Raw genomic sequence first — 24,239 nt, forward strand, 5'->3', positions numbered from 1 at the left:
TCTACCCGCCCGTTTGGCTCGATCCGCAGCAAAAACCGAGACGCAACCTGATCAACGCGGTCGCGTGATCGGCCTAATGTCGACCCGGCAAGCGTGCTCGGATCGGCCGGGCTCTTTTCAGCCCGGCTTTTCAAGGCCGACCAGCGCCTCGCAAGGGCCCCGAAGTCAAGCCCCAATCGCTATCGTCGCGAAGCGGCGATGACGCAACCAAGGCTCGTCATAAAACCCAACGCAAGCACGCTGGAACGCAACCGAACCCCAGAAACCCCAGAAAAGCCTCACAGCATGATCGTCGGTGTCACCACTGTCCGTCCGGGCTCCCCGCGCGAGTTCACCAGGTGCACCAGGATCTGGGTGGTCCCGGCGGGCACGTCCGGCAGCACGAACCGCCCCCCGTCATCAGCCCGCGTACAGGAAGACTGATGATCGGCCACCCGCACCTCCACGGTGTGCTCCCCAGCGGGCACCAGCCAGCCGTCGATCCGGTGACGCGACCCGGTGGAGGTGAAGTTCACCATCAGGGTCAGGTTGTCCACGGTGAACGTGATGGTGCCGGTCTGGCCCCCGCGCACGCCGGCGAACGAACCGGCCCGCTCCCAGCGCGCGACCTCCACGTCCAGGGATTCCAAAGCGATCGCGAACTTCACCCGGTCCACCAGATCAGCGGGTGGCGGGTCCAGTTCGTCGACCAGACGATTCAGTTCGGAGAGGACGGCGGTGTCCTCAAGGCCCCTGCGGTCGTCGCGCGGGTCGATCTCGTTCACCGCGATCCTCCTTCCGTTTCCAGGTAGTTGCGCAGCAGGTTCAGGCACCGTCCCCTGGTCGGACCGATGCTGCCGTGGGGCATGGCGAGTGCCTCGGCGACCGCTCGGTACTCGGCGCGGCCCGCGAGCACGGTGAGTCGGAGCAGTTCCTGGCACCTCGTGGTCAGGCGGCCGAACGCGAGCCACAGCCTGCGGTCGCGGTCGTCCATCAGCGTCACGTCCTCGGGCAGGCCGGTGTTGGACTCGAGCTGCTCGGCGTATTCGTCGGACAGGTGGGTCTCACGCTTGTTGGGTGTCCACGTTCGGCGTGCTTCACGCCTCGTCGTGACCACCAGGTAGCCGACCAGGGCTTTTGGCTCGTTGATGTTCTCGATGTTCTTCAAGAACGCGAGCCACACGGTCTGGACGACGTCTTCCGCGGCGGCTCGGTCGAGGCCCTGTCCTCTGGCCACGTGCCACAGGAGCGGGTTCAGCTCGGTCACCAGGACGTCCAGTGCGTCGCGGTTGCCTTCGCGCGCGGCGGCCACACACACCGCGTGCCGTTCGGTGCCTTCAAGTCCGTCCCACGGCGGACGGTCATCCGCCGTGTGCAGCTCGTCCACGCAGCACCTCCGATCGGCCGCCCCAGTCAGCGCCGTCCGCCAACTCATGAAGGGCTGACTGGGCGGTAGATACAAAATTCACTCGATTGGAGCAGTGTCACCGCCGCAGCCGCCTTCATCTTTCCCTGGGTACGCCGACGGCCCGTGATTCCCCCTCCGCATCACGGGCCGCCATGGTGGGAGTCGCGTCGGCCGGCACCCCTCGAACCGGCCGACGCGTGCTCCACGACTTCAACAGAGCGCTTACTCAGAAAGAGCGGAACTCGGGCGAGCAGATACACCTCTGACGCACGAACTGCTGGTACGGGTTCCCTCGGCGTTATGGTCTAGACCATGCCTATTCTCGAAGTGATCGCACTGGACGCACGGGACGCCGAGGCCGCGCAGGCGGGCGGCGCGCACCGGCTGGAACTGGTCGCCGACATGGCCTCCGACGGACTCACTCCGTCGATCGCCACCTTCAAAGAGGTGCGCAGTGCGGTCGACCTCCCGATCCGCGTGATGCTCAGGGATGCGGCGGGCTTCGCTCCGGGCGACCTCAAGGAGCTCCGCCGTCAGGCCCGCGACCTCAGGGAGGCGGGTGCGACCGAGTTCGTGCTGGGCTTCCTCGACGCCGGGAACGAGATCGACGAAGGCGTCACGCTGAACCTGGCCGCCGAACTGGAGGGGGCGGCCTGGACGTTCCACCGCGCGCTCGACAACTCCAACGACGTCTTCCGCTCGTGGGCCGTCGTTCAGGGGCTCGGCTGCGACACGGTGCTCGCCGCGGGCAGCGCCAAGGGTGTCGAGGACGGCCTCGCGAACCTGAAGAAGCTCGTCACCCAGGCGCCGCCCGCGCTGCTCGTCGGTGGCGGTCTGCAGCAGCGCCACCTCGCGGAGCTGCTGGCAGCGGGCGTGACCGGCTTCCACGTCGGCAGTGCGGTGCGGCCCGGCGGGTGGGGTGAACCGGTCGACAGCGCGTCGGTCCGGGAATGGGTCGACCGTCTGGTCTAGACCCTTGCCCCAGACCGTTCTACAGTCACGTTGCTTCTTGTGAAATAGCCGTTGCAACATGTGCAATCGGAGGGCGCGATGAGGCTGAAGGCACTCGTGGCCGTGCTGGGCGTGGGCGCGGTGGTCGCCTGCGCACCGGTGCAGTCGGGACCGACCAGCTCGGGCACGGACGAGCAGACCGGGCAGCTGCGGGTGTGGCTGTTCGACGAGGTCAACCGCGGGCCCAAGGAGAACGTGGTGAAGGAGGCGATCTCCGAGTTCCAGGGCGAGCACAGCGGCGTGACCGTCGACGTCCAGTACATCCAGGTGGCCAGCCGGGCCGAACGCTTCAAGGCCGCCTTCAGCGACCCCAAGAGCGCGCCGGACGTCGCCGAGTTCGGCAACACCGACCTCGCGGGCTACGTCTCCGCCGGCGGCTTCTCCGAGCTCGACCTGAGCCGGTGGGCCGAGTCGAAGGACCTGGTGCCGACGATCCTCGACACGGCCAAGGTCGGCGGGAAGACCTACGGCGTGCCGTGGTTCGTCGGCGTCCGCGCCCTCTACTACCGCACCGACGTCTTCACCGAGCTGGGCCTGAAGCCGCCGGCCACGCTCGACGAGATCGCCCCGCTGGCGCGGCAGATCCGGCAGCGCAAGCCGGAGCTGCTCGGCATCTCGACCGGCGGCAAGTACACGTTCGCCGCGCTGCCGTTCATCTGGGCGCAGGGCGGTGACATCGCCAAGCAGGACGGCGGGAAGTACACCGCCGCCGTCGACAGCGCCGAGGCCAAGGCCGGTGTCGCCGCGTACACCGAGCTGATCAAGGACGACATCTGCCCGCCCGCCACCTGCGCCGGCAACGGCGGTGACGCGAGCGTCGAGCAGTTCCGCGCGGGCAAGGCCGCGATGACCATCGGCGGCGACTTCAACCGCAAGTCCGTGGACGCTTCGAGTGCCGCGGGCAAGTACGGCGTGGTGCCGTTGCCGGGCAGGACCGCGGGTTCGATCGCGCCCGCGTTCGCCGGCGGCAACCTGCTCGGCGTGCTCAAGGGCACTCAGCGCAAGACGCTCGCGAACGAGTTCGTGCAGCTGCTCGCGTCGAAGAAGTACCAGCAGAAGATGTACACGGCGATGGGCAACCTGCCGACGTTCGCCGACGTGCAGAAGCAGGTCAGCGACTCCGACAAGTTCCTGGAGCCGTTCACGAAGACCCTGCAGGCCGGCACGAGGTTCGTCCCCGTCACCCCGGCGTGGGCGAAGATCGACGCGCAGGCCGTGCTGCCGACGATGATCCAGGAGGTCGTCACCGGCGCGAAGAACGTCGACGCGGCCACTGCCACCGCCGCCCAGGCGATGAACGCGGCCTTCGCGTCGTGAGCATGACGGCCAGAGGTCAGGGGCGGACCGCGTTCGCCTACCTGACCCCGGCGCTGCTGGTGCTCGCGGGCCTGCTGGCCTATCCGATCTACCAGCTGGTGCTCATCTCGCTCTACGACTACGGCCAGGAGCAGGTCAGCGGTGGAGCGCCGCTGCACTTCCTGGGCCTCGGGAACTACCAGGAGCTGTTGGGGGACCAGCAGTTCTGGACGGTGCTCGGGCAGACCGTCGTGTTCGCGGCGGTCTGCGTGGCCGGCACGTTGCTGGTGGGCGCGTTCCTCGCGATCCTCGCGACCCGCGTGCGGACCTGGGTGCGGATGACGTTGTTCCTGGCGGCGCTCGGTGCGTGGTCCACGCCCGCCGTCGCCGGGTCGACGATCTGGTTGTTCCTCTTCGACGCGAACTTCGGGTTCGTCAACGAGGTGCTCGGCATCGAGGGCTTCTCCTGGACCTTCGACAAGTGGACGGCGTTCGGGCTCGTTGCGGCACAGGTGATCTGGTGCTCGTTCCCGTTCGTCATGGTGACGCTCTACGCGGGCATCAAGGCGATTCCCGGTGAGGTGCTGGAGGCCGCGGCACTGGACGGCGCGTCGGCGTTCCGCACGGCGTGGAGCGTCACGCTGCCGTTGCTGCGGCCGATCATCCTCGTGGTGACGATCCAGTCGATCATCTGGGACTTCAAGATCTTCACGCAGATCTACGTGATGACCAACGGCGGCGGCATCGCCGGGCGCAACCTCGTGCTCAACGTCTACGCGTACCAGCGGGCGTTCGCGGCGTCGGAGTACGGGCTGGGCGCGGCGATCGGTGTGGTGATGACCGTGCTGCTGCTGGTGATCACGTTGTTCTACCTGCGCGCGCTGCGCCGATCCGGGGAGGCGCTGTGAGGCGGTGGACGACCGAGGCGCTCGTCCTCGTGATCGCGGCGGTCGTCGCGTTTCCGCTGTTCTGGATGGTGTTGAGCGCGTTCAAGCCCGAGGACGAGATCATCTCGGCCGATCCGGTGCCGTGGACGACGCGGCCGACGCTCGCGAGCTTCACGCGGGCGCTGACGGTCGCGAACTTCGGGCGCTACCTGGGCAACAGCCTGATCGTCGCCCTGATCGTGGTGGCGCTGAGCATCCTGATCTCGTTCCTGGCGGCCACGGCGCTGACCCGCTTCCGGTTCCGCAGCCGCACGACGTTGCTGATCATGCTGCTGGTCGTGCAGATGGTGCCGGTCGAGGCGCTGACCGTGCCGCTGTTCTTCCTGATGCGGTCGGTCGGTGACTCGGTGCCCGCGTTCGGCCTGAACCACCTGGGCTCGCTCGTGCTGGTGCACCTCGCGTTCAGCCTGCCGTTCGCGATCTGGATGCTGCGCGGGTTCGTCGCGGCGGTGCCGGTGGAGCTGGAGGAGGCCGCGACCCTGGACGGCGCCTCGCGGTTCCGGTTCTTGTGGCAGGTGCTGTTCCCGTTGGTGGCGCCGGGCCTCGTCGCCACGTCGGTGCTGTCGTTCATCCACGCCTGGAACGACTTCCTGTTCGCCAAGACGTTCATCATCTCGGCCGTGGAGAACCAGACCCTGCCGCTGGCTCTGCAGGTGTTCGTCAAACCCGACCAGAACGACTGGGGCGCGATCATGGCGGGCTCGACCCTGATGACCATTCCCGTGCTGATCTTCTTCGTGCTGGTGCAGCGCCGTCTGGTGTCCGGACTGGCCGGGGCGGTGAAGGGATGAACCTCCTCCCGCGTCCGGTGTCCTATGTGGATGGTGCCAGGCTGTGCGAGTACCGCGGCTGGGAGACGGTGCTCGTCGACGGCCCGGCCGGCGGTTATCGGCTGATCTCCTCCGACGACGGTGTGCTGATCGAGGCGCACGACGCCGCCGGGGAGATGAACGCGTTGCAGACGTTGCGGCAGCTGCTCGGGCCGCGGGCGTTCCGGGTGGCGGGGGAGAAGCCGGCGCTCATCCCGGCGTGCGAGATCGTCGACCACCCGCGGTTCCCGTGGCGGGGCGTGATGCTCGACGTGGCACGGCACTTCCTGCCCAAGCGGGAGGTGCTGCGGTGGGTGGAACTGCTGTCCGCGCACAAGCTCAACGTCCTGCACCTGCACCTGACCGACGACCAGGGCTGGCGGTTCGAGTGCGGGCGCTATCCGAGGCTCACCGAGATCGGGTCGTGGCGGGAGGACTCGCGGTTCGGCGACCGGCGCACCGCAGGCATGAAAGGCCGTCCGCACGGCGGTTTCTACACCCAGGACGACCTGCGGGAGATCGTCGAGTACGCGCTGGCCAGGCACGTCGTCGTGGTGCCCGAGATCGACATCCCGGGGCACTCGCAGGCGGCGATCGCGGCCTACCCGGAACTCGGGGTGCACGGCGGCGGCGTGTGGACGGACTGGGGCATCAACGAACGCGTGCTGAACACCCGGGAGTCCACTGTGGACTTCTACCGGAACGTGTTCGACGAGCTGATGGACGTGTTCCCGGGCGAGGTCATCGGGATCGGCGGCGACGAGGCGCCCGGCCACGACGGTGAGCTGGTGCGGGCCATCGCCAGGCACGTCGTGCGCAACGGGCGGCGGCCGTACGGGTGGGACGAGATCCTGGAGTCGGGGCCGCTGCCGGTGGGCACGATCGTCGCGTCGTGGCGCGGTGTCGAGGGCGGCGTCACGGCGATGCGCGAGGGCCACGACGTGGTGATGTGCCCTGAGCAGTTCGTCTACCTGGACTACCGGCAGAGCGAGTCGCCGGACGAGCCGATTCCGGTGGGGACGGTGACGACGCTGGAGGACGTCTACGCGTGGGACCCGGTGCCTGCCGGGCTGACCGGGGCGGAGCCGGGACGGTTGCTGGGGGCGCAGGCGAACATCTGGACCGAGCACCTCGACTCGGCCCGGCGGGTGGACTACGCGGCGTTTCCGAGGCTGGCCGCGTTCGCCGAGGTCATGTGGTCCCCGGCGGAGAAGGATCCCGGTTTCGGGCAACGGCTGGCGCAACACCACCTGCCGCGGCTCGACGCGCTGGGGGTGGAGTACCGACCCCTCGACGGCCCACTCCCGTGGCAGCGGCTGCCCGGGGTGCCGGGGTTCCCGCGGTGATCAGCAGGGGTGGACCCCTCCACCCCTGCCGACGGCCAGCTTTGCGGTGGTGATGTTCATGTCGATCACATCGCAACGTCTTCCTCGGGCATGAGGATCCACGCGGCGAGGTAGAGGACCGCGCCGGCGCCGAAGCCCAGCAGCGTGGCGGCGACGAGGATGATCCGCAGGATCGCGGCGTCGACACCGATCATCTTGGCGACACCGCCGCAGACACCGGCGATCATCTTGTCGCTCCGGCTGCGGCGGAGCTTCTTGACCTGGTCAGTGGCTTCGTTGAGCACGTTGTTCGTCATGGCTCAAGAGTCGTCGTTCCGAGCGACCCGCACATCGGTGACCACCCGGAACCTGACCCTGAGTCGTAGGCTGAGGGTCATGGAGTCCCCTGAGGAACTGGCGTCAGGGCTCGACCGCGCCGGGTACCTGCCGGACGACGGGATCGCCACGGCGGCGTTCCTCGCGGTCGCGATGGGGCGGCCGCTGTTCCTCGAGGGCGAACCCGGCACCGGCAAGACCTCGCTCGCGCTGGCGCTGGCCAAGGCGATGGACGTGCCGTTGATCAGGCTCCAGTGCCACGAGGGCATCGACGCCACCCAGGCCCTGTACGACTGGGACTACCCGCGTCAGCTCATGCACCTGCGGGTGCTGGAGACCCGCGGCGAGGTCGACGAGGCCTCCCTCTACACCCGGCGGTTCCTGCTCGCCCGGCCGTTGTTGCAGGCGTTGGAGAACGCGCCGTGCGTGCTGCTCGTGGACGAGATCGACCGGGCGGACGACGAGTTCGAGGCGTTCCTGCTGGAGGTGCTGTCCGAGCACGCGGTCAGCATCCCGGAGTTCGGCGAGATCAGAGCCTCGACGCCGCCGCTGACCGTGCTGACCTCGAACCGGACCCGCGAGGTGCACGACGCGTTGAAACGCCGCTGCCTCTACCACTGGCTGGAGCACCCGGATCTGGACCGGGAGGTCGCGATCCTCCGCCGCACCCTGCCCGGCCTGGACGAACGGCTCGCGCGGCAGGTCGCGGAGGCCGTGCGCAAGATGCGCGGGCTCGACCTGCTGAAACCGCCCGGTGTCGCCGAGTCGCTGGACTGGGCGCGGGCGCTGCAGGCGTTGGGACGCACCGAACCGGACGTGACGACGCTCGGCGCGGTGCTGAAGTACCGCGAGGACGCGGAACGGGTGATCGGGAGCACAATCGTGGGGTGACGGAAGCCTGCGTGGGGTTCACGCGCGTCCTGCGGGGCGCCGGGCTTCAGTGCGGTCCCGATCGCGTGCAGGCTTATCTGCGGGCCACCGCGCACGTCGACCTCTACTGGGCCGGACGCCTCACGTTGTGCGCCGATCCGGACGACCTGCCGCGCTACGACGCCGCCTACCGGGCGTACTTCGGTGGGACGCCACCCCGGCCGCGCACGATGATCGAGCTCGACTCGGTCACGGTCGGTGTCGCGGCGTCAGAGGTGGAAGTGCTGCGCCACAAGGACATCTCCGAGTTCAACGCGGCGTCCCTGATTCAGCGCCTGAAGCCGCTCCCGCCCCGCAGGCGGTCCCGAAGGCTCAAGAAGGCCCGCCGCAGCCGCATCGACCTGGCCCGCACGGTCCGCGCGATGATCGAGACGGGCGGCGAGATCGCCCGGCCACGCCATCGGCGCAGGGGTGTGAAAGCTCGCCGTCTGGTGCTGTTGATCGACGTTTCCGGCTCGATGGCGGCATATTCGGACGCGTTGCTGCGGTTCGCGCACGCGGTCGCCCGCGCCATGCCCGTCGAGGTCCGCACGATCGGCACCCGGCTCACCCGCGTGACCCGGCAGCTGCGTGAACGCGATCCCGAACGGGCGTTGCGGGCCGCCGGCCGGGCGATCCCCGACTACGAGGGCGGCACCAGGCTGGGCGAGGCGCTGCGGCGGTTCAACCAGCAGTGGCGGCAACGGGGTGCGGTGGTCGTGCTGTTCAGCGACGGCTGGGAACGCGGCGACCCGACCCTGCTGGCCGCCGAGATGGCGAGGCTGAGACGGGTGAGCCACAAGGTCGTCTGGGCCAACCCGCACGCCGGCAAACCCGGTTACCGGCCGGTCCAGCAGGGGGTGGTGGCCGCGTTGCCGCACGTCGACAGGATGGTGGCCGGGCACAGCGTGCACGCGCTGGAGGAACTGCTGAAGGAGGTGCGTCGTGCGTGACGTCCTGTTCGACCTCGCGGAACGGGTGGCGAACGGCGAGACGGTCGGTGTCGGCACCGTGGTCGCGACCTTCAGCTCGGCACCTCGGCCCGCCGGCGCGGCGATGCTGGTGACGCAGGACGGTGAGGCGGTCGGCAGCGTGTCCGGCGGGTGCGTCGAGGGCGCTGTCTACGAGCTGGCGCAGGAGATCGGCGACCCGGTGCTGCAGCGGTACGGGGTGAGCGACGACGACGCGTTCGCGGTCGGGCTGACCTGCGGCGGGATCATCGACATCTACGTCGAGAAGATCAACGCCGAGACGTTCCCGCAGCTCGGTGAGGTCGTGGAGACCGTCAGGGCCGAGCAGCCGGTGGCCGTCGCCACGGTGATCGAGCACCCGGAGGGCATCGGCCGCCGTCTGGTGATCTGGCCGGACCGGCGGGCAGGGACGCTCGGTTCCGCCCGTGCCGACGACGCCGTCACGGACGACGCGCGCGGCATGCTGGCTTCCGGACGCAGCGGCGTGCTGCGGTACGGGCCGGATGGTCAGCGGCGCGGCGAGGGCCTGAGCGTGTTCGTGAACTCGTTCGAGCCGCCGCCGCGCATGCTCGTGTTCGGGGCCATCGACTTCGCGGCCGCGATGGCGCGGCTCGGCGCGTTCCTCGGCTACCGCGTCACGGTCTGCGACGCGCGACCGGTGTTCGCGACGCGATCCCGTTTCCCCGAGGCGGACGAGGTGGTCGTGGCGTGGCCGCACCGGTACCTCGAAGCCGAAGCGTCCAAATTGGACGAACGCACGGTGATCGCGGTGCTGACCCATGATCCGAAGTTCGACGTGCCGCTGTTGGAGGTCGCGCTGCGCCTCAAGGTCGGCTATGTGGGTGCGATGGGATCCCGCCGTACGCACGAAGATCGCTTGCAGCGCTTGAGGGAAGCTGGTTTGACCGAGAGCGAACTGGCGCAGCTCTCGTCACCGATCGGGCTCGATCTCGGTGCCAGGACACCGGAAGAGACCGCGGTGTCGATCGCCGCCGAGATCATTTCCTTGCGGTGGAAGGGAAGTGGCCGCCGGTTGGTCGATCTTGGTGAACCGATCCACCACTGATCGGGTTGTTGAACGCCGAACGGGGGAGGAGGCTGGGGTGACCCTCGTCACCTGCTGTCCCCACCCCTGGGAGGGTTCATGCACATCTCGGTCAACGTCGACGGAGTGACGTACGCCGACGAGGTCGAACCCCGGCTCCTGCTCGTTCACCACCTGCGGGAGCGTCTGGGCAAGACCGGCACCGTCGTCGGCTGCGACACCGGCAACTGCGGGGCCTGCACGGTGCACCTCGACGGCCACAGCGTGAAGTCGTGCCAGATGTTCGCCGTGCAGGCGAACGGGCACGAGATCACCACGATCGAAGGCCTCGCCCGTGACGGCAAGCTGCACCCGGTGCAGGAGGCGTTCCGCAACAACCACGCTCTGCAGTGCGGTTTCTGCACACCGGGCATGATCATGCAGGCGATCGACCTGCTCGCCGACGAGCCGGATCCCGACGACGAGACCGTGCGAAAAGGCCTGGAGGGCAACCTCTGCCGCTGCACGGGCTACCAGAACATCGTCCGCGCGGTGCAGGACGCCGCGCAGCGGATGAAGCCAGGCGCCGGTCCGAAGATCGAGCAGCACAGCGACTCTTCTCGGGATGAAACCGTTGCGGCCAAACAACCGGTAGGTGGCGAATGACCGCCACCGCCGAGCCGGAGGTCGGCAAGGCCCGGCTCCGCAAGGAAGACGCCCGCCTGATCACCGGTCAGACCAAGTGGACCGACAACCTGCGGCTGACCGGCATGCTGCACATGGCCGTGCTGCGCAGCCCGGTCGCGCACGCCCGCATCCGCAACATCGACTGCAGCCGCGCCACCGCGATGCCCGGCGTGGCGATCGTGCTGACCGGCCAGGACTTCGCCGCCGAGCAGGGCTCGCTGCCGTGCGCGTGGCCGATCACCGAGGACATGAAGTCACCGCCGGCGCCGGCGCTGGCCGTCGACCAGGTCAACTTCGCCGGTGAGGCGGTCGCGCTGGTGATCGCCGACAACGCCTACCGCGCCGCCGACGCGCTGGCCGAGATCGACGTCGACTACGAAGAGCTGCCGGTCGTGCTCGACCTGGAAGAAGCCTTGCGGGACACCGATCTGGTGCACTCGGACCTCGGCACCAACAGGTGCGCCACGTGGATCTACGACTCCGCGGAGGCGGGCAGCGGCACGAACGTCGAGGACGAGATCGCCAACGCCGAGGTCGTGCTGGAGCGGACGCTCCGGCAGCAGCGGCTGATCCCGGCGTTCATGGAGCCGCGGTCGGTCGTGGTGGACCCGAGCGCCGACATGTTCACCATCTGGTCCGCGACGCAGATCCCGCACATCCTGCGCTGGATGCTCTCGGCCGTCACGGGCATCGCCGAGCACAAGCTCCGGGTGATCGCGCCGGACGTCGGCGGCGGGTTCGGGGGCAAGCTCCAGGTCACGCCGGAGGAGCTGCTCTGCCTGCTGGCAGCACGGCGGATGGGCCGTCCGGTGAAGTGGACCGAGTCGCGCACCGAGTCGATGCTGTCGGGCCACCACGGCCGCGACCAGCTCCAGAAGATCACGCTGGCCGCCCGCCGCGACGGCACGGTGACCGGCCTGAAGGTCGAGCTCCTCGCCGACATGGGCGCGTACCTGCGGCTGGTGTCGCCGGGCATCCCGATCCTGGGCGCGTTCATGTTCAACGCGATCTACAAGTTCGCGGCCTACCGGTTCGTGTGCACCAACGTGTTCACGAACAAGGTGCCCACGGACGCCTATCGCGGAGCCGGACGGCCGGAGGCCACGTTCGCGATCGAGCGGATGATGGACGAGCTCGCGGCCGAGCTGGGCGTGGACCCGCTGAAGATCCGCGAGCAGAACTGGATCAGGCACGACGAGTTCCCGTTCACCACGGTCGCCGGTCTCACCTACGACTCCGGCGACTACGAGGCCGCGACGGCCCGCGCGTTGGAGCTGTTCGACTACGAGGCTTTGCGCGAGGAGCAGCAACGCCGCCGTGCCTCAGGCGATCCGGTGCAGCTCGGCATCGGGATCTCCACCTACACCGAGATGTGCGGCCTGGCGCCGTCCCGCGTGCTCGGCGCTCTGCGGTACGGCGCGGGAGGGTGGGAGACCGCGTCGATCCGCATGCTGCCCACCGGCAAGGTCGAGGTGATCACCGGGACCTCGCCGCACGGGCAGGGCCACGAGACGGTGTGGTCGCAGATCGTCGCCGACCGGCTCGGCGTGCCGTTCGAGGACGTCGAGGTGCTGCACGGCGACACAGCTTCGTCGCACAAGGGCATGGACTCCTACGGCTCGCGTTCGCTGGCCGTCGGCGGCACCGCCCTGGTGCACGCGGCGGACAAGGTGCTCGCCAAGGCGCGGCGGCTGGCCGCGCACATGATGGAGTGCGACGAGGCGGACGTGGAGTTCGCGTCCGGGGCGTTCTCCGTGCGCGGTACCTCGACGGTCCGGTCGCTGGGTGACGTCGTGCTGGCCGCGCACGTGGCGCACGATCTGCCCGAGGGCATGGAACCCGGCCTGGACGCCGACGCCACGTTCGACCCCGACAACTTCTCGTTCCCGCACGGAACCCATTTGTGCGCAACGGAAGTCGACACGGAGACCGGTGTGGTCCGGATCCGGTCCTACGTCGCGGTGGACGACGTCGGCACGGTCGTGAACCCGTTGATCGTCGACGGGCAGGTGCACGGCGGACTCGCTCAGGGCATCGCGCAGGCGTTGTACGAAGAGGCGATCCACGACGAGCTGGGCACGCTGACGACGGCCACGTTCGCGGACTACCTGGTGCCGTCCGCGGCCGACCTGCCCGCGTTCATGACGGCCCGCACCTCGACTCCGGCGACGTCGAACCCGTTGGGCGTCAAGGGAGTCGGCGAGGCGGGCACGATCGCCTCGACGCCCGCGGTGGTGAACGGCGTGCTGGACGCCGTGCGGCACCTGGGCGTGCGCGACATCGAGATGCCGTTGTCACCAGAACGGGTGTGGACCGCGTTGCAGGGTGGCGTGGCGGACGCGTCCACGCCTGCCGCGGGTGGTCTGGGTTCCATCGACGCGCAGGGAGGACAGCCGTGATCCCCGCGGAGTTCCGGTACCTCACTCCGTCCTCTGTGGACGAAGCCGTGCGGATGCTCGCCGAACAGGGCGAGGACGCGAAGATCATCGCGGGTGGGCAGTCGCTCGTGCCGGTGCTGCGCATGCGGCTCGCGGCGCCCACGGCGTTGATCGACATCGGCGGGCTGACCGAGCTGACGGGCGTGCGGGACGACGGCGACTCGTTGCTCATCGGTGCCATGACCACGCACTACGAGGTGCAGCGCGATCATCTGATCCACGACCACGCGTTGTTGCTGAAGCTGGTCACGGACACGGTCGCCGATCCGCAGGTCCGGCACCGCGGCACGTTCGGCGGCTCGCTGTGCCACGCGGACCCGGCGGGCGACCTGCTGGCACCCGTTCTGGCGCTGGACGCCGTGATGATCATCGCCGGCCCCGGTGGCCGACGCGAGGTGCCCGCGTCGGAGTTCTTCGTCGACTACTTCGAGACCGCGCTGGCCCCCGACGAGATCCTGATCGACGTCCGGGTGCCGAAGTACACCGGCTGGGGCGCGCACTACGAGAAGCTCAACCGGGTCGCGCAGGCCTGGTCGATCGTGGCGGTCGCGGCGGCCGTGCAGGTGCGTGACGGCACGATCGCCGCTGCTCGTATCGGCCTGACGAACGTGGGTTCCGGGCCGGTGCGTGCCGTTGACGTGGAATCCGCTCTGGTGGGCCAACCCGTCTCGGCGATCCCCGAGGCCGCGCTGCGGGCGTCGAGCGGTGACGGCTACAAGGACAACCTGGCTCGGGTGCTGACCGGTCGTGCGCTGACGGCGGCGGTAGCCCGATGAAGCTGACGCATTCGTTCGTCGCGCCCGCCCCGGCCGAGGAGGTCTGGCAGGCACTGCTCGACCCGGAACGCGTGGCACCGTGCCTGCCGGGCGCCACGCTGACCTCGGTCGACGGCAAGACGTTCGGCGGGGAGGTGAAGGTGAAGCTCGGCCCGGTGCAGCTGCTGTACCGGGGCACCGGTGAGTTCGTGGAGATCGACCCGGTGCTGCGCAGGGCCGTGCTGAAAGCCGCGGGCAAGGACACCCGCGGCAACGGCACGGCGTCGGCTCTGGTGACGTTCCAGGTGGGCGACACGGTCGAGGTGGAGACGGAGCTGAACGTGACGGGTCGCCCGGCCCAGCTCGGCCGCGGCCTGATCGCCGAGGTCAGCGGCAAGCTCGTCGCCCAGTTCGCGGAATGCCTGGCGAGCACGCTGGGTTCAGTGGATGCTGACGAGGTGGCGCAACAGCAGCATCTCCGAGTGGTTCCCGACGAGCCGATCGACCTGATCGACACGGCAGGCGTTCCGGTGTTGAAGCGCGTGCTGCCCATCGCGGCCGTCGTGCTGGCCGTCGTGCTGTTCTTGGTCCTGCGACGCAGGCGGCAGCGCTGAGGCGTGTGGTCCGGTGGCCGGCGTTCGTGCTGGCCACCGGCCTCGCGCTGGCCGGGTGCACGGGCTCGCCGGTGGTCGTCACCACCGCGGCCCCCACGCCGTCGTCGCCCACCTCGACGAGCCCGCCCCCGCCGCGGTCGTTCACGCTGACCGCGGGGGGCGACATCCTGATCCACCCGGCGCTGACCGACCAGGCCGTCGCCGACGGTGGTGCCGCCGGACGGAACTTCCTGCCGCTGCTGGCGGGCATCAAGGACACCCTGAAGTCCGATCTCTCGATCTGCCACCTGGAGATCCCGCTGGGCACGAAGGACGGGCCGTTCTTCGGCTACCCGGCCTTCATCGCCCCGCCCGAGGTGGCGAAGGCACTGGTCGACGTGGGGTACGACTCCTGCTCGACCGCGTCCAACCACACGCTGGACCGCGGCGTCGGCGCGATCCAGACCACGCTCGACGCGCTGGACGCCGTCGGCCTCAAGCACACCGGCTCGTTCCGCACGCCGGAGGAGGCCGCCGCGCCGCTGATCCTCGACGCGGGCGGGGTGAAGGTCGCCCAGCTGTCGTTCACCTACGGCTTCAACGGCATCCCGCTGCCCGACCCGTGGCGCGCGAACCAGATCAACGCCGCCAAGATCCTCGCCGACGCGCGCAAGGCCCGCGAGGCCGGCGCCGAGGTCGTCGTGCTGTCCATCCACTGGGGCAACGAGTACCAGCACGAGGCGACCGAGGAGCAGAAGGCCCTGGCCCGCCAGCTGCTCGCCGACCCGGCGCTGGACCTCATCATCGGCACGCACGTGCACGTGGTGCAGCCGTGGGAGAAGATCGGCAAGAAGTGGGTCGTCTACGGGCTGGGCAACGAGGTCGCCCGGCACTCCGAACCGCGCGGGGTCACCGAGGAAGGCGTGATCGGCCGGTTCAAGTTCGAACAGGGGCCGGAGGGCTGGTCGGTCGTCGAGGCGTCCTACACGCCGACGCTGGTCGAGCTGGGGCCGCCGATCCGGCTGGTGGACCTGACTCGGGTGCCCGCCACGGCGCGGCGGACCGAAGCGATCAACCGGACCGAGGGCGTGGTGTTCAGCCTGGGCGCCAACGGACAAGGGCTGACCAGGGCTAAGCCCTGAGCTTGGCCAGCACCCGTTCGTACCTCGCGGTCCACGCTGCGTCCGCGCTCTCGAACTCCGTTATGCGGTCCGGTACCGGCGGCTTGGCGAGCACCGGCAGGTACCCGTCGACCGGCACGAGCGAGTCGCTCGTGACGTCACCGTCCAGCAGCTGCAGCGTCGCGAGCCCGCACGCGTGATCGAGCTGGGGCAGTGCCGCCGCCAGCGCGATCCCGGCCGCCATGCCGACCGACGTCTCCAGCGCCGACGACACCACGCACGGCAGCCCGCACGCCTCGGCCACCTCCAGGGCCCTGCGGACGCCGCCGAGCGGCGCCACCTTGATCACCGCGATGTCCGCGGCACCCGACACGGCGACCTTCAGCGGGTCCTCGGCCTTGCGGATCGACTCGTCCGCGGCGATCGGCACGGTCACCTTCCTGCGGACCTCGGCCAGCTCGTCCAGCGTGTGGCACGGCTGTTCCACGTACTGGAGGCCACCGGCCGCCCGGTCCATGGCCTTGATCGCGGTGACGGCCGTGTCGACGTCCCACATCATGTTCGCGTCGACCCGCACGAACCCCTGCGGCCCCAGGGCGTCCCGCACCGCTTCGAGCCGTGCGCAGTCCTCCGCGAGCGTGGACTCGGCGACCTTCACCTTGGCCGTCGAGCAGCCCGAACGCGCCACGATCTCGTGCGCCTGCTCGGGGCCGACGACCGGCACCGTGCAGTTGACCGGGATCCGGGAGCGCACCGGTGCCGGCCAGCCTTCGTTCGCGGCCTCCAAGGCACACGCGAGCCACGCCATGGCCTCGTCGTCGTCGTACTCCTCGAACGGGCAGAACTCGCCCCACCCGGCCGGTCCCTCGAACAGCAGGCCGGTGCGCCGGGTGATGCCGCGGAACCGGGCGCGCATCGGGATGGAGTAGACGTGCACGCGCCGATTCAAGCGCACTTCTGCGGCTCCAGCGAATGCCCGCCGCCGTGCAGGATGACCGCGCCGGCGTTCTGCAGGCCGAGCAACGTGCACACGATCTGCCGGACCGCGGCCTTGCTGAGCAGCGAGACGTCGGTGGAGATCGAGACGTCGAGGCCGTCGGCGCCGCGGTCGACGGTGGCGGGGGCGGCGTCGAACGGGACCTCGGTGGTGAGGCCGCGGTCCTGCTCGGTGGCGGTGGGGCCCTGGGCGAGCAGGGCGACGACGTCGTAGCCGCTCAGGCTGCCCTGCGGCCGGTTGACCCCGACGACCGAGCCCCCGGCCACCCAGTAGATCGCGGGCGAGGTGCTCTCGACCGGTCCGGTCGGCGCTTCGAGGCCGGGGATGGGGTCGGTCGGCCGGATCCCGCACGCGGACACGACGACCACCAAGGCGAGGGCGAGCTTGCGCAGGGGTCCCCTCCAGGGGGTCCCCCTAAAACCATTCTCCCAGGCAGCACCGACAATTTTCGGCCTCACCGCTCACCTCCCAGCGGCAGCCGCAGCGTGAACAGCGCCCCGCCGCCGGGCCGGTTGGCGGCGACCAGCGTGCCGCCGTGCAGCCGGGCGTTCTCCCACGCGATCGCGAGCCCCAGCCCGGAGCCCTCCGACCGCCCGCGCGCCGAGTCGGCCTTGTAGAACCGCGCGAACACGTGCGGCAGCACGTCCGACGGCAGGCCCGGCCCCGCGTCCGCCACCACGATCACCAGCGACGAGTCCTCGACCGCGAGCGACACGGTCACCGGCGCGGCCCCGTGCCGCAACGCGTTGCCGACCAGGTTCGCCACGATCACGTCCAGCCGTCGCGGGTCCAGCCTGGCCCGCACCCCGGCGGGCAGCGAGGCCGTCACGTCGAACCCGCGCATCCGCAGCGTCCGCGCCACCACCTCCGCGACGTCGACGTCGTCCAACGCCAGAGCCGCCGTCCCCGAGTCGAACCGCGTCACCTCGATCAGGTCGTTGACCAGCCGCGCGAGGTTCTGCGTCTCCCGGTTCACCAGCCGCGCGGCCTGCCCGGCGACACCTGGCAGGGCAGCGGTCTCGGCGTCCAGCACGTCGGTCACCGCGGTCATGGCCGCCAGCGGCGTGCGCAGCTCGTGCGACACGTCCGCCACGAACCGCCGCGCGTCGGCCTCCATCCGCCGCAGCTCACCGACGTGGTGCTCCAGCGAGGCGGCCGTGCTGTTGAACGTGGTGGCCACCGCGGCGAGCTCGTCACGGCCGCGCACCGGCACCCGCGCGGTCAGATCGCCCTGTCCCAGCCGGAAAGCCGCCATCCGCAGGTCGCGGACGGGCCGCAGCACGCCGCGTGCCGCCAGGAACGCCATCGCCAGCGCCAGCAGCAGGCCGGCGCCGCCGATCAGCCACGCGTTGCGCGCGAGATCGTCGACGACCTCGGTCTCCGAGGTGAACGGCCGCAGCACGTACACCTCGATGCCGGAAGTCCTGCCGCCCTCCACCCGCAGCTGCATGCCGACGACGAGCCACACCCCGCCCGCGTACGGCACGCGCTGCCAGCCGACGCGTCCGGACGACACCAGCCCGCGCAGCTCCGCCGTGATCACCGACGGGTCCATGCCACCGGCCGACAACCCGTTCGCCGTGGCCAGTGCCTGGCCCTCGCGTCCGGACACGCGACCGGCGATCCGCTCCAGCGCGGCCGTGTCCGCCGTGCGGGCGGGCAACGGGTACAGCTGCTCGACCCGGCTGGTCGTCTCGATCACCGCGTTGTCCTGCGCGCGTTGCACGATCGCGTCACGCGCCCGCACGTAACCGGCGCCCGCCACGGCCACCGCGGTCACGACGCTCACGAGCGCGAAGGCGAGCAGCAGCCGCAGGCGCAGCGTCACAGCGGTCCGAAGCGGTAGCCGAAGCCCCGCACGGTCTGCACGTACCGCGGCGCCGCCGGGTCGTTCTCGATCTTCGACCGCAGCCGCTGCACGCACGCGTCGACCAGCCGGGAGTCGCCGAGGTAGCCCTGGTCCCACACGGATTCGAGCAGCTGCTGCCGGGACATCACCCGGCCCGGCGACGAGGACAGCTCCAGCAGCAACCGCAGTTCCGTCGGTGCCAGCGAGACCGGCTGACCGAGCCGCGTCACCACGAGCCCCTCGCGGTCGATGGTCAGCTCGCCGTGGCGTTCGGTCACGACCTCGGGCGCCGAGACGGACGACCGCCGCAGCACCGCCCGGATCCTGGCCTCCAGCACGCGGGCCTGGGCGGGCTTGGCCACGTAGTCGTCGGCACCGGCCTCCAGGCCCGCCACCACGTCGATGTCGTCGTTGCGCGCGGTCAGCATGATGATCGGCAGGTCACCGGCGGCCCGGATGCGGCGGCACACCTCGAACCCGTCCACCCCCGGCAGCATCAGGTCCAGCACGACCACGTCCGGCGCGACGCTCGACAGCAGTTCGAGGCCTTCCTCGCCCGTGCGCACCGCGTCCACGGTGTGTCCCTGGTAGGTCAGGGCGAGCGACAGTCCTTCCCGGACCGCCTCGTCGTCCTCGATCAGCAGTACGCGCGGCATGCCCTCCAGCCTTCCCGACGGGTCTCATGAGGACGTTCGTGCCGCGTCATCGTTGCGTAACGACCATCCGTGCAGCAGTCGTTGCCCAGCCATGATCCAGTGCGCACACGGGACGGTGTCGGTGCGCCAGGGCGTCCGCTACGGCTCGCGCATCTAGTCCAGAGCGGCGGTGTGGCGGAGCTGCTCGGGTGTCGGGTCCGCCACCAGCACGCTCAGCGCGGCCGCGAACCGGTCGAACCGCCGGTCGAACTCGGCCAGCTCGCGCGACGGTTCCGCCACCAGCGCCGCCCGTCCCGCCTTGGGCACGGCGGTCGCCAGCGCGTCCCGCAACGGCTGCGCCCGCCGCAGCGCCACGAGCAACGTCCACAGCCGCTGCTCGACCAGCGCCACCTGCACCGGGTCACCGGTCACGCGCAGGAAGTCCGAACGCGCGCCCGTGGCCCGGCGGCGCTGGTCAGGGCAGGTGAAGTCGGTCGAACGGACCACCTGGGTGTCCGGTGCCGAGCGGGCGAGCGACTCCTCCGACCGGAAGCGGCGCACCGGCACCGTCCCCGCCGGGTCCCACATCCACCAGAACGTCATCCGACCAGGTCGTCCGCGTCGACGATCTTGTACGCGTAGCCCTGCTCGGCCAGGAACCGCTGCCGGTGCGCCGCGTACTCGGTGTCGAGCGTGTCCCGCGCGACGACCGAGTAGAAGTGCGCCTGCCGCCCGTCGCCCTTGGGGCGCAGGATCCGGCCGAGCCGCTGGGCCTCCTCCTGGCGCGAGCCGAACGTGCCCGACACCTGGATGGCCACCGACGCCTCCGGCAGGTCGATGGAGAAGTTCGCGACCTTCGACACCACGAGCGTGCGCAGCTCACCGCGCCGGAACTGGTCGAACAGCTCCTCGCGCTCCTTGTTCTTCGTCGATCCCTTGATCACCGGCGCTCCCAGTTCCTCACCCAGCTCGTCGAGCTGGTCCAGATAAGCACCGATCACCAGAGCCGGCTCGTCGGGATGCTGGTCCAGCACCCTTCTGACCACCGGGATCTTGGTCCGCGCGGTCGAGCAGAGCTTGTAGCGCTCCTCGGGCTCGGCCGTCGCGTACTGCAGCCGTTCGTTGTCCGTCAGCGTCACGCGGACCTCGGTGCACTCGGCGGGCGCGATCCAGCCCTGCGCCTCGATGTCGCGCCACGGCACGTCGTACCGCTTCGGGCCGATCAACGAGAAGACGTCGCCTTCCTGCCCGTCCTCGCGGACCAGCGTCGCCGTCAACCCCAGGCGGCGACGGCTCTGCAGGTCGGCGGTCATCCGGAACACCGGGGCGGGCAGCAGGTGGACCTCGTCGTAGACGATCAGGCCCCAGTCGCGCGAGTCGAACAGCTCCAGGTGCTTGTACTCGCCCTTCGACTTGCGGGTGATCACCTGGTAGGTCGCGATCGTGACCGGCCGGATCTCCTTGCGCTCACCGGAGTACTCGCCGATCTCGTCCTCGGTGAGCGACGTCCGCGCGATCAGCTCCCGCTTCCACTGCCGCCCGGCCACGGTGTTGGTGACCAGGATCAACGTGGTCGCCTGCGCCTCGGCCATCGCCGCCGCGCCCACGAGCGTCTTGCCCGCGCCGCACGGCAGCACGACGACACCGGAGCCGCCCGCCCAGAACGCCTGTGCCGCGAGCCGCTGGTAGTCGCGCAGCTTCCAGCCGTCTTCCTCCAGCTCGATCGGGTGCGCCTCGCCGTCGACGTACCCGGCGTGGTCCTCGGCCGGCCAGCCGACCTTGAGCAGCAACTGCTTGAGCCGCCCGCGCTCGCTGGGGTGCACGACGACCGTGTCGTCGTCGATGCGCGCCCCGAACATCGGCGCGATCTTCTTGTTGCGCAGCACCTCTTCGAGCACCGCGCGGTCGTTCGAGCTGAGCACCAGGCCGTGCGCCGGGTTGTTGGTGAGCACGAGCCGGCCGAACCGGCTCATCGTGTCGACCACGTCGACCAGCAACGGCTGCGGCACCGGGTAGCGGCTGAACCGCACCAGCGCGTCCACCACCTGCTCGGCGTCGTGCCCGGCCGCACGGGCGTTCCACAACGCCAGCGGCGTGACGCGGTACGTGTGCACGTGCTCGGGCGCGCGCTCCAGCTCGGCGAACGGCGCGATCGAGGTCCGCGCGTCGTCCGCGAGCGGGTGGTCGACCTCGAGCAGCAGCGTCTTGTCCGACTGGACGATCAGGGGGCCATCGGTCACGCGTACCAGTCTCCCTGACGACGCCAAATGCGTTCGACCTGCGTCAACTGGTGACGACAAGTGAGAGGCGACACACCCAGCCAACACGACGTGTCGTACGTTCTCGCGCATGAGCACCGAGTCGACTGATCCCGTCGAGCCACCGGCCGCGGTGGAACCGGCTGCCGCGGAGACCGAGCCCGCGGAGGCCGAGCCCACCGAGGCCGCGGCCGAGACCCAGGTCGTGACCGCAGCGGAGACCGAGACCGACGAGTCGCCCAAGCAGAACAAGTGGCTGAAGCCCGTCATCGTGGCCGTGCTGGCGGTCGTGCTGATCGGCGGCGGTGCGTGGGCGTTCACCGCCCTCAACGGCACCAAGGTCGGCGACTGCGTCAGCGCCTCGCCGAAGGACGTCGACAAGCCGGACGGCGAGTGGAACATCTCGTCGCAGAGCTGCGGTGACGCCAAGGCCACGCACCGGGTCGCCAAGGTGCTGAAGAGCTCCGACGAGCCGTGCCCCGACGAGGGCATCTACGAGCCGGTGAAGTCCGGTCGCGACTCCATGTGCCTGATGCCGAACCTCGCCGAGGGCAACTGCTACACCTCAGGTGACGACGGCGCCTTCAAGAAGGAGGCGTGCACCACCGAGTCGCCGGTGAAGATCGTGAAGAAGGTCGACGGCCTGCCGGCGGAGGGCACGGTGTGCCCGGAGGGGTCGAGCGAGCTGCGCTTCAGCGAACCGGCCTCGGTCTACTGCATGGGTGTGCACGAGGGCTCTTGATCGTCCTGATCGGGTGAACTCGGTTGAGTTGATCATCGACTGACGCCGATACCCAGGCCATGAAGAAGGTCGGCCTGGGTATCGCCGTTGTTCTCGCGCTCGTCCTGCTCGGCGGGATCGTGCTGAACCAGCTCGGCGACGTGGCCACGGCGGCACGGGTCGGTGACTGCGCGCGCATCTCCGGCTCGCACGACAACCCGAAGTACCAGGCGCTCGACTGCACCTCGGAGAAGGCGACCGTCAAGATCGCCAAGATCCTGCCGTGGAACGAGCAGCAGTGCCCGTCCGGCGGCATGGAGTACTCGACGTACACGGGCGAGTCCACGCTGTGCCTCATGCCGAACTTCGTCGAGGGCGCCTGCTACGGCCAGGACTCCGACAGCGGCATCGCCAAGGTCGACTGCGCCACCAAGGACTCGGTGAAGGTCGCCAAGGTGCTCAGCGGCAAGACCGACCGCGCGGCCTGTGGAGACGCGCGCGCGGCGGTCTTCCCGGAGCCCGCCGTCACCTTCTGCCTCGAACGCGGCGGCAAGCAGTGATCTTGCGGTAACGCACCCGCCGCCGACCGTCCACGTGGGATTCTCTCCGGCGTGATGAACTCCGAGGCCGCGCCCAGGACGAGCCTGGGCAAGCGGGTGCTGACCTACGCGGCGACGGTGGTCGTCGCCGCGATCGCGATCTACGGCCTCTCCGAGTTCCTGACTCCCGTCCAGCCGCCGAGGCAGGGTGCCTGCGCGTTCCTCACCGGCAACCCGAAGGACGGTCGCTACCAGGCCGTCGAGTGCGACGCCTCCACCGCGAACTTCGTGGCACTGGGCACGGTCGCGAAGTCGGCGGTCTGCCCAGAAGCGGACGCGTGGGACTGGGTGCCCGCGCGGGGCATCGACCCGGACGTCCGGTTCTGCCTCGCCCCGCTCTACGCGGAGGGCGAGTGCTACCGCGACGGCAGGTCGGCCTACGACCTCAGCACCGTCGACTGCACCGACCCCGGCGCGTTCCGGGTGAACAAGATCAGCAGGGACGTGCCGGCGCCTGCCTGCGCGGCGGAGGAGAAGACCCTCGCCTACCCCTCGGTGAAGCTCTCCTACTGCCTCGGCCACCACTAGCGACCGGCCGACTACCAAGCGGCCGTAACGTTTCCGTAAAGCCCCGGCGGATTCCTCCCCTGCGTGGCAACCTCATCCTCCGGCCGTGCCGGGGGGCGTGGGCTGTTCGGCGCAGGCGTGCGCACGCGAATGGCTCGGCCTGTCAGGCATTCCGAAACCGGAGCCGGTCCCGCCGGCTCCGGTTTCGCCGTCTTCAGCAAGCCCCATCGGAGAGGAATCCAGTGACCACCCCCAACTACCCGCAGCAGCCAGGGCCGTACGGCCCGCCTCCCGGTGGGCAGCCGCAGCAGCCGTACGGTCAGCAGCCCAACCCGTACGCGCCGCCGCAGGGTCAGCCCGGACAGCCGGGTCAGCCCGGCCCGTACGGTCCACCGCCCGGTGACCCGTACGGCCCGCCGCCCGGCCAGATGTCGCCTGGCGGCCCCATGCCGTACGCGCCGCCGCCCAAGAAGAGCGGTGCCGGCAAGACCATCGGCTCGATCGTCGGCATCGTCGTGCTGGTGGGCGTCGGCATCCTGGTGAAGGTGCTGATCAGCGGTGGCCTGAGCGCCATCACCGAGCCGTCGGCCAAGGCCGGCGACTGCGCGAGCGTCACGGGCACGACGATCAGCCCGAAGTACAAGAAGGTCGACTGCGGTGCGGCGGAGGCGAACTACTTCGTGGCGAAGGCCTCGAACAACACCTCGGAGGCCTGCCCCAGCCAGGACTACGCCGAGTACACCGAAAAGGGCCGCCGCGGTTCCGGCATGAAGCTCTGCCTCGTGGAGAAGCTCGAAGAGGGCAAGTGCTACGAGGAGGAGCTCGTCAAGATCAGCATGGAGGGCATGAAGGTCGTCGACTGCTCGAAGGGCGTCAACGAGGTCGTCGTCCAGAAGGTCGTCAAGATCGAAAAGGTGGTCAAGGCCGCGACCGCCGAATGCGGTGAGGCGACCGCCGTTTCGTACGCGGAACCGGCGCCGGGAATCACCTACTGCGTGACCGCGGTCGGCGGGAAGTGAAAAAAGGCGGGCCGCCGAAAAAACGGCCCGCCTTTTTCATGTCTG

At 69.8% G+C, this 24,239-nt stretch carries 26 protein-coding genes; 17 read left to right on the forward strand and 9 right to left on the reverse strand.

Features of this window, described 5'->3' with window-relative positions; genetic code table 11:
• Window positions 1-278: 278 nt before the first annotated feature.
• Window positions 279-755 carry a carboxypeptidase regulatory-like domain-containing protein gene (locus tag ACWEIJ_RS25645; protein ID WP_449840040.1) on the reverse strand — a complete coding sequence of 159 codons (477 nt, stop codon included), beginning with the start codon at window positions 753-755 and terminating at the stop codon, window positions 279-281.
• A 5-nt stretch (window positions 756-760) separates the two neighbouring features.
• Window positions 761-1,366 (reverse strand): RNA polymerase sigma factor, encoded by a 606-nt coding sequence (locus ACWEIJ_RS25650; RefSeq protein ID WP_449839779.1) that lies wholly within the window; start codon window positions 1,364-1,366, stop codon window positions 761-763.
• 333 nt (window positions 1,367-1,699) lie between these two features.
• Between ACWEIJ_RS25650 and ACWEIJ_RS25655 the strand changes: the two genes are divergently transcribed.
• The 5 genes from ACWEIJ_RS25655 (at window position 1,700) to ACWEIJ_RS25675 (ending at window position 6,796) form a co-directional block, all read left to right on the forward strand.
• Window positions 1,700-2,359, forward strand: coding sequence for a copper homeostasis protein CutC (locus tag ACWEIJ_RS25655; RefSeq protein ID WP_449839780.1), 660 nt, complete (start codon window positions 1,700-1,702; stop codon window positions 2,357-2,359).
• A 78-nt stretch (window positions 2,360-2,437) separates the two neighbouring features.
• A complete protein-coding gene (locus ACWEIJ_RS25660) occupies window positions 2,438-3,715 on the forward strand; it encodes an extracellular solute-binding protein (protein ID WP_449839781.1) in 1,278 nt (425 codons plus the stop codon).
• Window positions 3,716-3,717: 2 nt separating this feature from the next.
• Window positions 3,718-4,602 carry a carbohydrate ABC transporter permease gene (locus tag ACWEIJ_RS25665; RefSeq protein ID WP_449839782.1) on the forward strand — a complete coding sequence of 295 codons (885 nt, stop codon included), beginning with the start codon at window positions 3,718-3,720 and terminating at the stop codon, window positions 4,600-4,602.
• Window positions 4,599-5,432 (forward strand): carbohydrate ABC transporter permease, encoded by an 834-nt coding sequence (locus ACWEIJ_RS25670; protein ID WP_449839783.1) that lies wholly within the window; start codon window positions 4,599-4,601, stop codon window positions 5,430-5,432. Before ACWEIJ_RS25665 ends, ACWEIJ_RS25670 begins: the two co-directional genes overlap by 4 nt.
• Window positions 5,429-6,796 (forward strand): beta-N-acetylhexosaminidase, encoded by a 1,368-nt coding sequence (locus ACWEIJ_RS25675; protein WP_449839784.1) that lies wholly within the window; start codon window positions 5,429-5,431, stop codon window positions 6,794-6,796. Before ACWEIJ_RS25670 ends, ACWEIJ_RS25675 begins: the two co-directional genes overlap by 4 nt.
• 65 nt (window positions 6,797-6,861) lie before the next feature.
• On the opposite strand, the gene ACWEIJ_RS25680 is transcribed toward ACWEIJ_RS25675, so the two are convergent.
• Window positions 6,862-7,092 (reverse strand): PspC domain-containing protein, encoded by a 231-nt coding sequence (locus ACWEIJ_RS25680; protein WP_449839785.1) that lies wholly within the window; start codon window positions 7,090-7,092, stop codon window positions 6,862-6,864.
• Window positions 7,093-7,171: 79 nt separating this feature from the next.
• Between ACWEIJ_RS25680 and ACWEIJ_RS25685 the strand changes: the two genes are divergently transcribed.
• From ACWEIJ_RS25685 to ACWEIJ_RS25720, 8 genes are all read left to right on the forward strand, one after another.
• On the forward strand, window positions 7,172-8,002 hold the full coding sequence (locus tag ACWEIJ_RS25685; protein ID WP_449839786.1) for an AAA family ATPase: 831 nt from the start codon (window positions 7,172-7,174) through the stop codon (window positions 8,000-8,002).
• Entirely contained in the window at window positions 7,999-8,973 is a 975-nt protein-coding gene (locus ACWEIJ_RS25690) for a vWA domain-containing protein (RefSeq protein WP_449839787.1), read from the forward strand. The genes ACWEIJ_RS25685 and ACWEIJ_RS25690 overlap by 4 nt, the downstream gene beginning before the upstream one ends.
• Window positions 8,966-10,057, forward strand: a complete 1,092-nt coding sequence (locus tag ACWEIJ_RS25695; RefSeq protein WP_449839788.1) for an XdhC family protein — start codon at window positions 8,966-8,968, stop codon at window positions 10,055-10,057. Before ACWEIJ_RS25690 ends, ACWEIJ_RS25695 begins: the two co-directional genes overlap by 8 nt.
• A gap of 78 nt (window positions 10,058-10,135) precedes the next feature.
• Entirely contained in the window at window positions 10,136-10,681 is a 546-nt protein-coding gene (locus ACWEIJ_RS25700) for a (2Fe-2S)-binding protein (RefSeq protein ID WP_449839789.1), read from the forward strand.
• The gene (locus ACWEIJ_RS25705) at window positions 10,678-13,101 is read left to right on the forward strand and encodes a xanthine dehydrogenase family protein molybdopterin-binding subunit (RefSeq protein WP_449839790.1); all 2,424 of its coding nucleotides are present in this window, start codon (window positions 10,678-10,680) and stop codon (window positions 13,099-13,101) included. The genes ACWEIJ_RS25700 and ACWEIJ_RS25705 overlap by 4 nt, the downstream gene beginning before the upstream one ends.
• Window positions 13,098-13,916, forward strand: coding sequence for an FAD binding domain-containing protein (locus ACWEIJ_RS25710; protein WP_449839791.1), 819 nt, complete (start codon window positions 13,098-13,100; stop codon window positions 13,914-13,916). Before ACWEIJ_RS25705 ends, ACWEIJ_RS25710 begins: the two co-directional genes overlap by 4 nt.
• Window positions 13,913-14,509: an SRPBCC family protein gene (locus ACWEIJ_RS25715; protein ID WP_449839792.1), complete on the forward strand. Its 597-nt coding sequence runs from the start codon at window positions 13,913-13,915 to the stop codon at window positions 14,507-14,509. Before ACWEIJ_RS25710 ends, ACWEIJ_RS25715 begins: the two co-directional genes overlap by 4 nt.
• Window positions 14,510-14,514: 5 nt before the next feature.
• On the forward strand, window positions 14,515-15,630 hold the full coding sequence (locus ACWEIJ_RS25720; RefSeq protein ID WP_449839793.1) for a CapA family protein: 1,116 nt from the start codon (window positions 14,515-14,517) through the stop codon (window positions 15,628-15,630).
• Here the strand turns inward: ACWEIJ_RS25720 and ACWEIJ_RS25725 are convergent.
• The 6 genes from ACWEIJ_RS25725 to ACWEIJ_RS25750 form a co-directional block, all read right to left on the reverse strand.
• Window positions 15,620-16,546 (reverse strand): o-succinylbenzoate synthase, encoded by a 927-nt coding sequence (locus ACWEIJ_RS25725; protein ID WP_449839794.1) that lies wholly within the window; start codon window positions 16,544-16,546, stop codon window positions 15,620-15,622. The genes ACWEIJ_RS25720 and ACWEIJ_RS25725 overlap by 11 nt on opposite strands.
• Window positions 16,547-16,554: 8 nt before the next feature.
• On the reverse strand, window positions 16,555-16,974 hold the full coding sequence (locus ACWEIJ_RS25730; protein ID WP_449839795.1) for a hypothetical protein: 420 nt from the start codon (window positions 16,972-16,974) through the stop codon (window positions 16,555-16,557).
• Window positions 16,975-17,060: 86 nt separating this feature from the next.
• Window positions 17,061-18,434, reverse strand: a complete 1,374-nt coding sequence (locus tag ACWEIJ_RS25735; protein WP_449839796.1) for an ATP-binding protein — start codon at window positions 18,432-18,434, stop codon at window positions 17,061-17,063.
• Window positions 18,431-19,111, reverse strand: coding sequence for a response regulator (locus ACWEIJ_RS25740; protein WP_449839797.1), 681 nt, complete (start codon window positions 19,109-19,111; stop codon window positions 18,431-18,433). Before ACWEIJ_RS25740 ends, ACWEIJ_RS25735 begins: the two co-directional genes overlap by 4 nt.
• A gap of 153 nt (window positions 19,112-19,264) precedes the next feature.
• Window positions 19,265-19,693: a hypothetical protein gene (locus ACWEIJ_RS25745; protein ID WP_449839798.1), complete on the reverse strand. Its 429-nt coding sequence runs from the start codon at window positions 19,691-19,693 to the stop codon at window positions 19,265-19,267.
• Window positions 19,690-21,330: a DNA repair helicase XPB gene (locus tag ACWEIJ_RS25750; RefSeq protein WP_449839799.1), complete on the reverse strand. Its 1,641-nt coding sequence runs from the start codon at window positions 21,328-21,330 to the stop codon at window positions 19,690-19,692. The genes ACWEIJ_RS25745 and ACWEIJ_RS25750 overlap by 4 nt, the downstream gene beginning before the upstream one ends.
• A gap of 109 nt (window positions 21,331-21,439) precedes the next feature.
• Here ACWEIJ_RS25750 and ACWEIJ_RS25755 point away from each other — a divergent pair, with 109 nt between their 5' ends.
• The 4 genes from ACWEIJ_RS25755 to ACWEIJ_RS25770 all read left to right on the forward strand — a co-directional run bounded on the left by ACWEIJ_RS25755 (window position 21,440) and on the right by ACWEIJ_RS25770 (window position 24,194).
• The gene (locus tag ACWEIJ_RS25755) at window positions 21,440-22,090 is read left to right on the forward strand and encodes an LppU/SCO3897 family protein (RefSeq protein ID WP_449839800.1); all 651 of its coding nucleotides are present in this window, start codon (window positions 21,440-21,442) and stop codon (window positions 22,088-22,090) included.
• Window positions 22,091-22,149: 59 nt separating this feature from the next.
• Complete coding sequence (locus tag ACWEIJ_RS25760; protein ID WP_449839801.1) at window positions 22,150-22,629, forward strand: LppU/SCO3897 family protein; 480 nt, start codon at window positions 22,150-22,152, stop codon at window positions 22,627-22,629.
• 54 nt (window positions 22,630-22,683) lie between these two features.
• A complete protein-coding gene (locus ACWEIJ_RS25765; protein ID WP_449840041.1) occupies window positions 22,684-23,196 on the forward strand; it encodes an LppU/SCO3897 family protein in 513 nt (170 codons plus the stop codon).
• Between the two features lie 221 nt (window positions 23,197-23,417).
• The gene (locus ACWEIJ_RS25770; RefSeq protein ID WP_449839802.1) at window positions 23,418-24,194 is read left to right on the forward strand and encodes an LppU/SCO3897 family protein; all 777 of its coding nucleotides are present in this window, start codon (window positions 23,418-23,420) and stop codon (window positions 24,192-24,194) included.
• Window positions 24,195-24,239 lie beyond the last annotated feature (45 nt).

It is taken from the genome of Lentzea sp. NPDC004789, from assembly GCF_053601075.1.

What these genes read in the sequence shown, in the direction of transcription:
- ACWEIJ_RS25655 (WP_449839780.1), top strand. Translation starts at nt 1,700, where the DNA reads ATGCCTATTCTCGAAGTGATCGCACTGGACGCACGGGACGCCGAGGCC.
- ACWEIJ_RS25660 (WP_449839781.1), top strand. Translation starts at nt 2,438, where the DNA reads ATGAGGCTGAAGGCACTCGTGGCCGTGCTGGGCGTGGGCGCGGTGGTC.
- ACWEIJ_RS25665 (WP_449839782.1), top strand. Translation starts at nt 3,718, where the DNA reads ATGACGGCCAGAGGTCAGGGGCGGACCGCGTTCGCCTACCTGACCCCG.
- ACWEIJ_RS25675 (WP_449839784.1), top strand. Translation starts at nt 5,429, where the DNA reads ATGAACCTCCTCCCGCGTCCGGTGTCCTATGTGGATGGTGCCAGGCTG.
- ACWEIJ_RS25680 (WP_449839785.1), bottom strand. Translation starts at nt 7,092, where the DNA reads ATGACGAACAACGTGCTCAACGAAGCCACTGACCAGGTCAAGAAGCTC.
- ACWEIJ_RS25685 (WP_449839786.1), top strand. Translation starts at nt 7,172, where the DNA reads ATGGAGTCCCCTGAGGAACTGGCGTCAGGGCTCGACCGCGCCGGGTAC.
- ACWEIJ_RS25700 (WP_449839789.1), top strand. Translation starts at nt 10,136, where the DNA reads ATGCACATCTCGGTCAACGTCGACGGAGTGACGTACGCCGACGAGGTC.
- ACWEIJ_RS25705 (WP_449839790.1), top strand. Translation starts at nt 10,678, where the DNA reads ATGACCGCCACCGCCGAGCCGGAGGTCGGCAAGGCCCGGCTCCGCAAG.
- ACWEIJ_RS25715 (WP_449839792.1), top strand. Translation starts at nt 13,913, where the DNA reads ATGAAGCTGACGCATTCGTTCGTCGCGCCCGCCCCGGCCGAGGAGGTC.
- ACWEIJ_RS25740 (WP_449839797.1), bottom strand. Translation starts at nt 19,111, where the DNA reads ATGCCGCGCGTACTGCTGATCGAGGACGACGAGGCGGTCCGGGAAGGA.
- ACWEIJ_RS25745 (WP_449839798.1), bottom strand. Translation starts at nt 19,693, where the DNA reads ATGACGTTCTGGTGGATGTGGGACCCGGCGGGGACGGTGCCGGTGCGC.
- ACWEIJ_RS25755 (WP_449839800.1), top strand. Translation starts at nt 21,440, where the DNA reads ATGAGCACCGAGTCGACTGATCCCGTCGAGCCACCGGCCGCGGTGGAA.
- ACWEIJ_RS25760 (WP_449839801.1), top strand. Translation starts at nt 22,150, where the DNA reads ATGAAGAAGGTCGGCCTGGGTATCGCCGTTGTTCTCGCGCTCGTCCTG.
- ACWEIJ_RS25765 (WP_449840041.1), top strand. Translation starts at nt 22,684, where the DNA reads ATGAACTCCGAGGCCGCGCCCAGGACGAGCCTGGGCAAGCGGGTGCTG.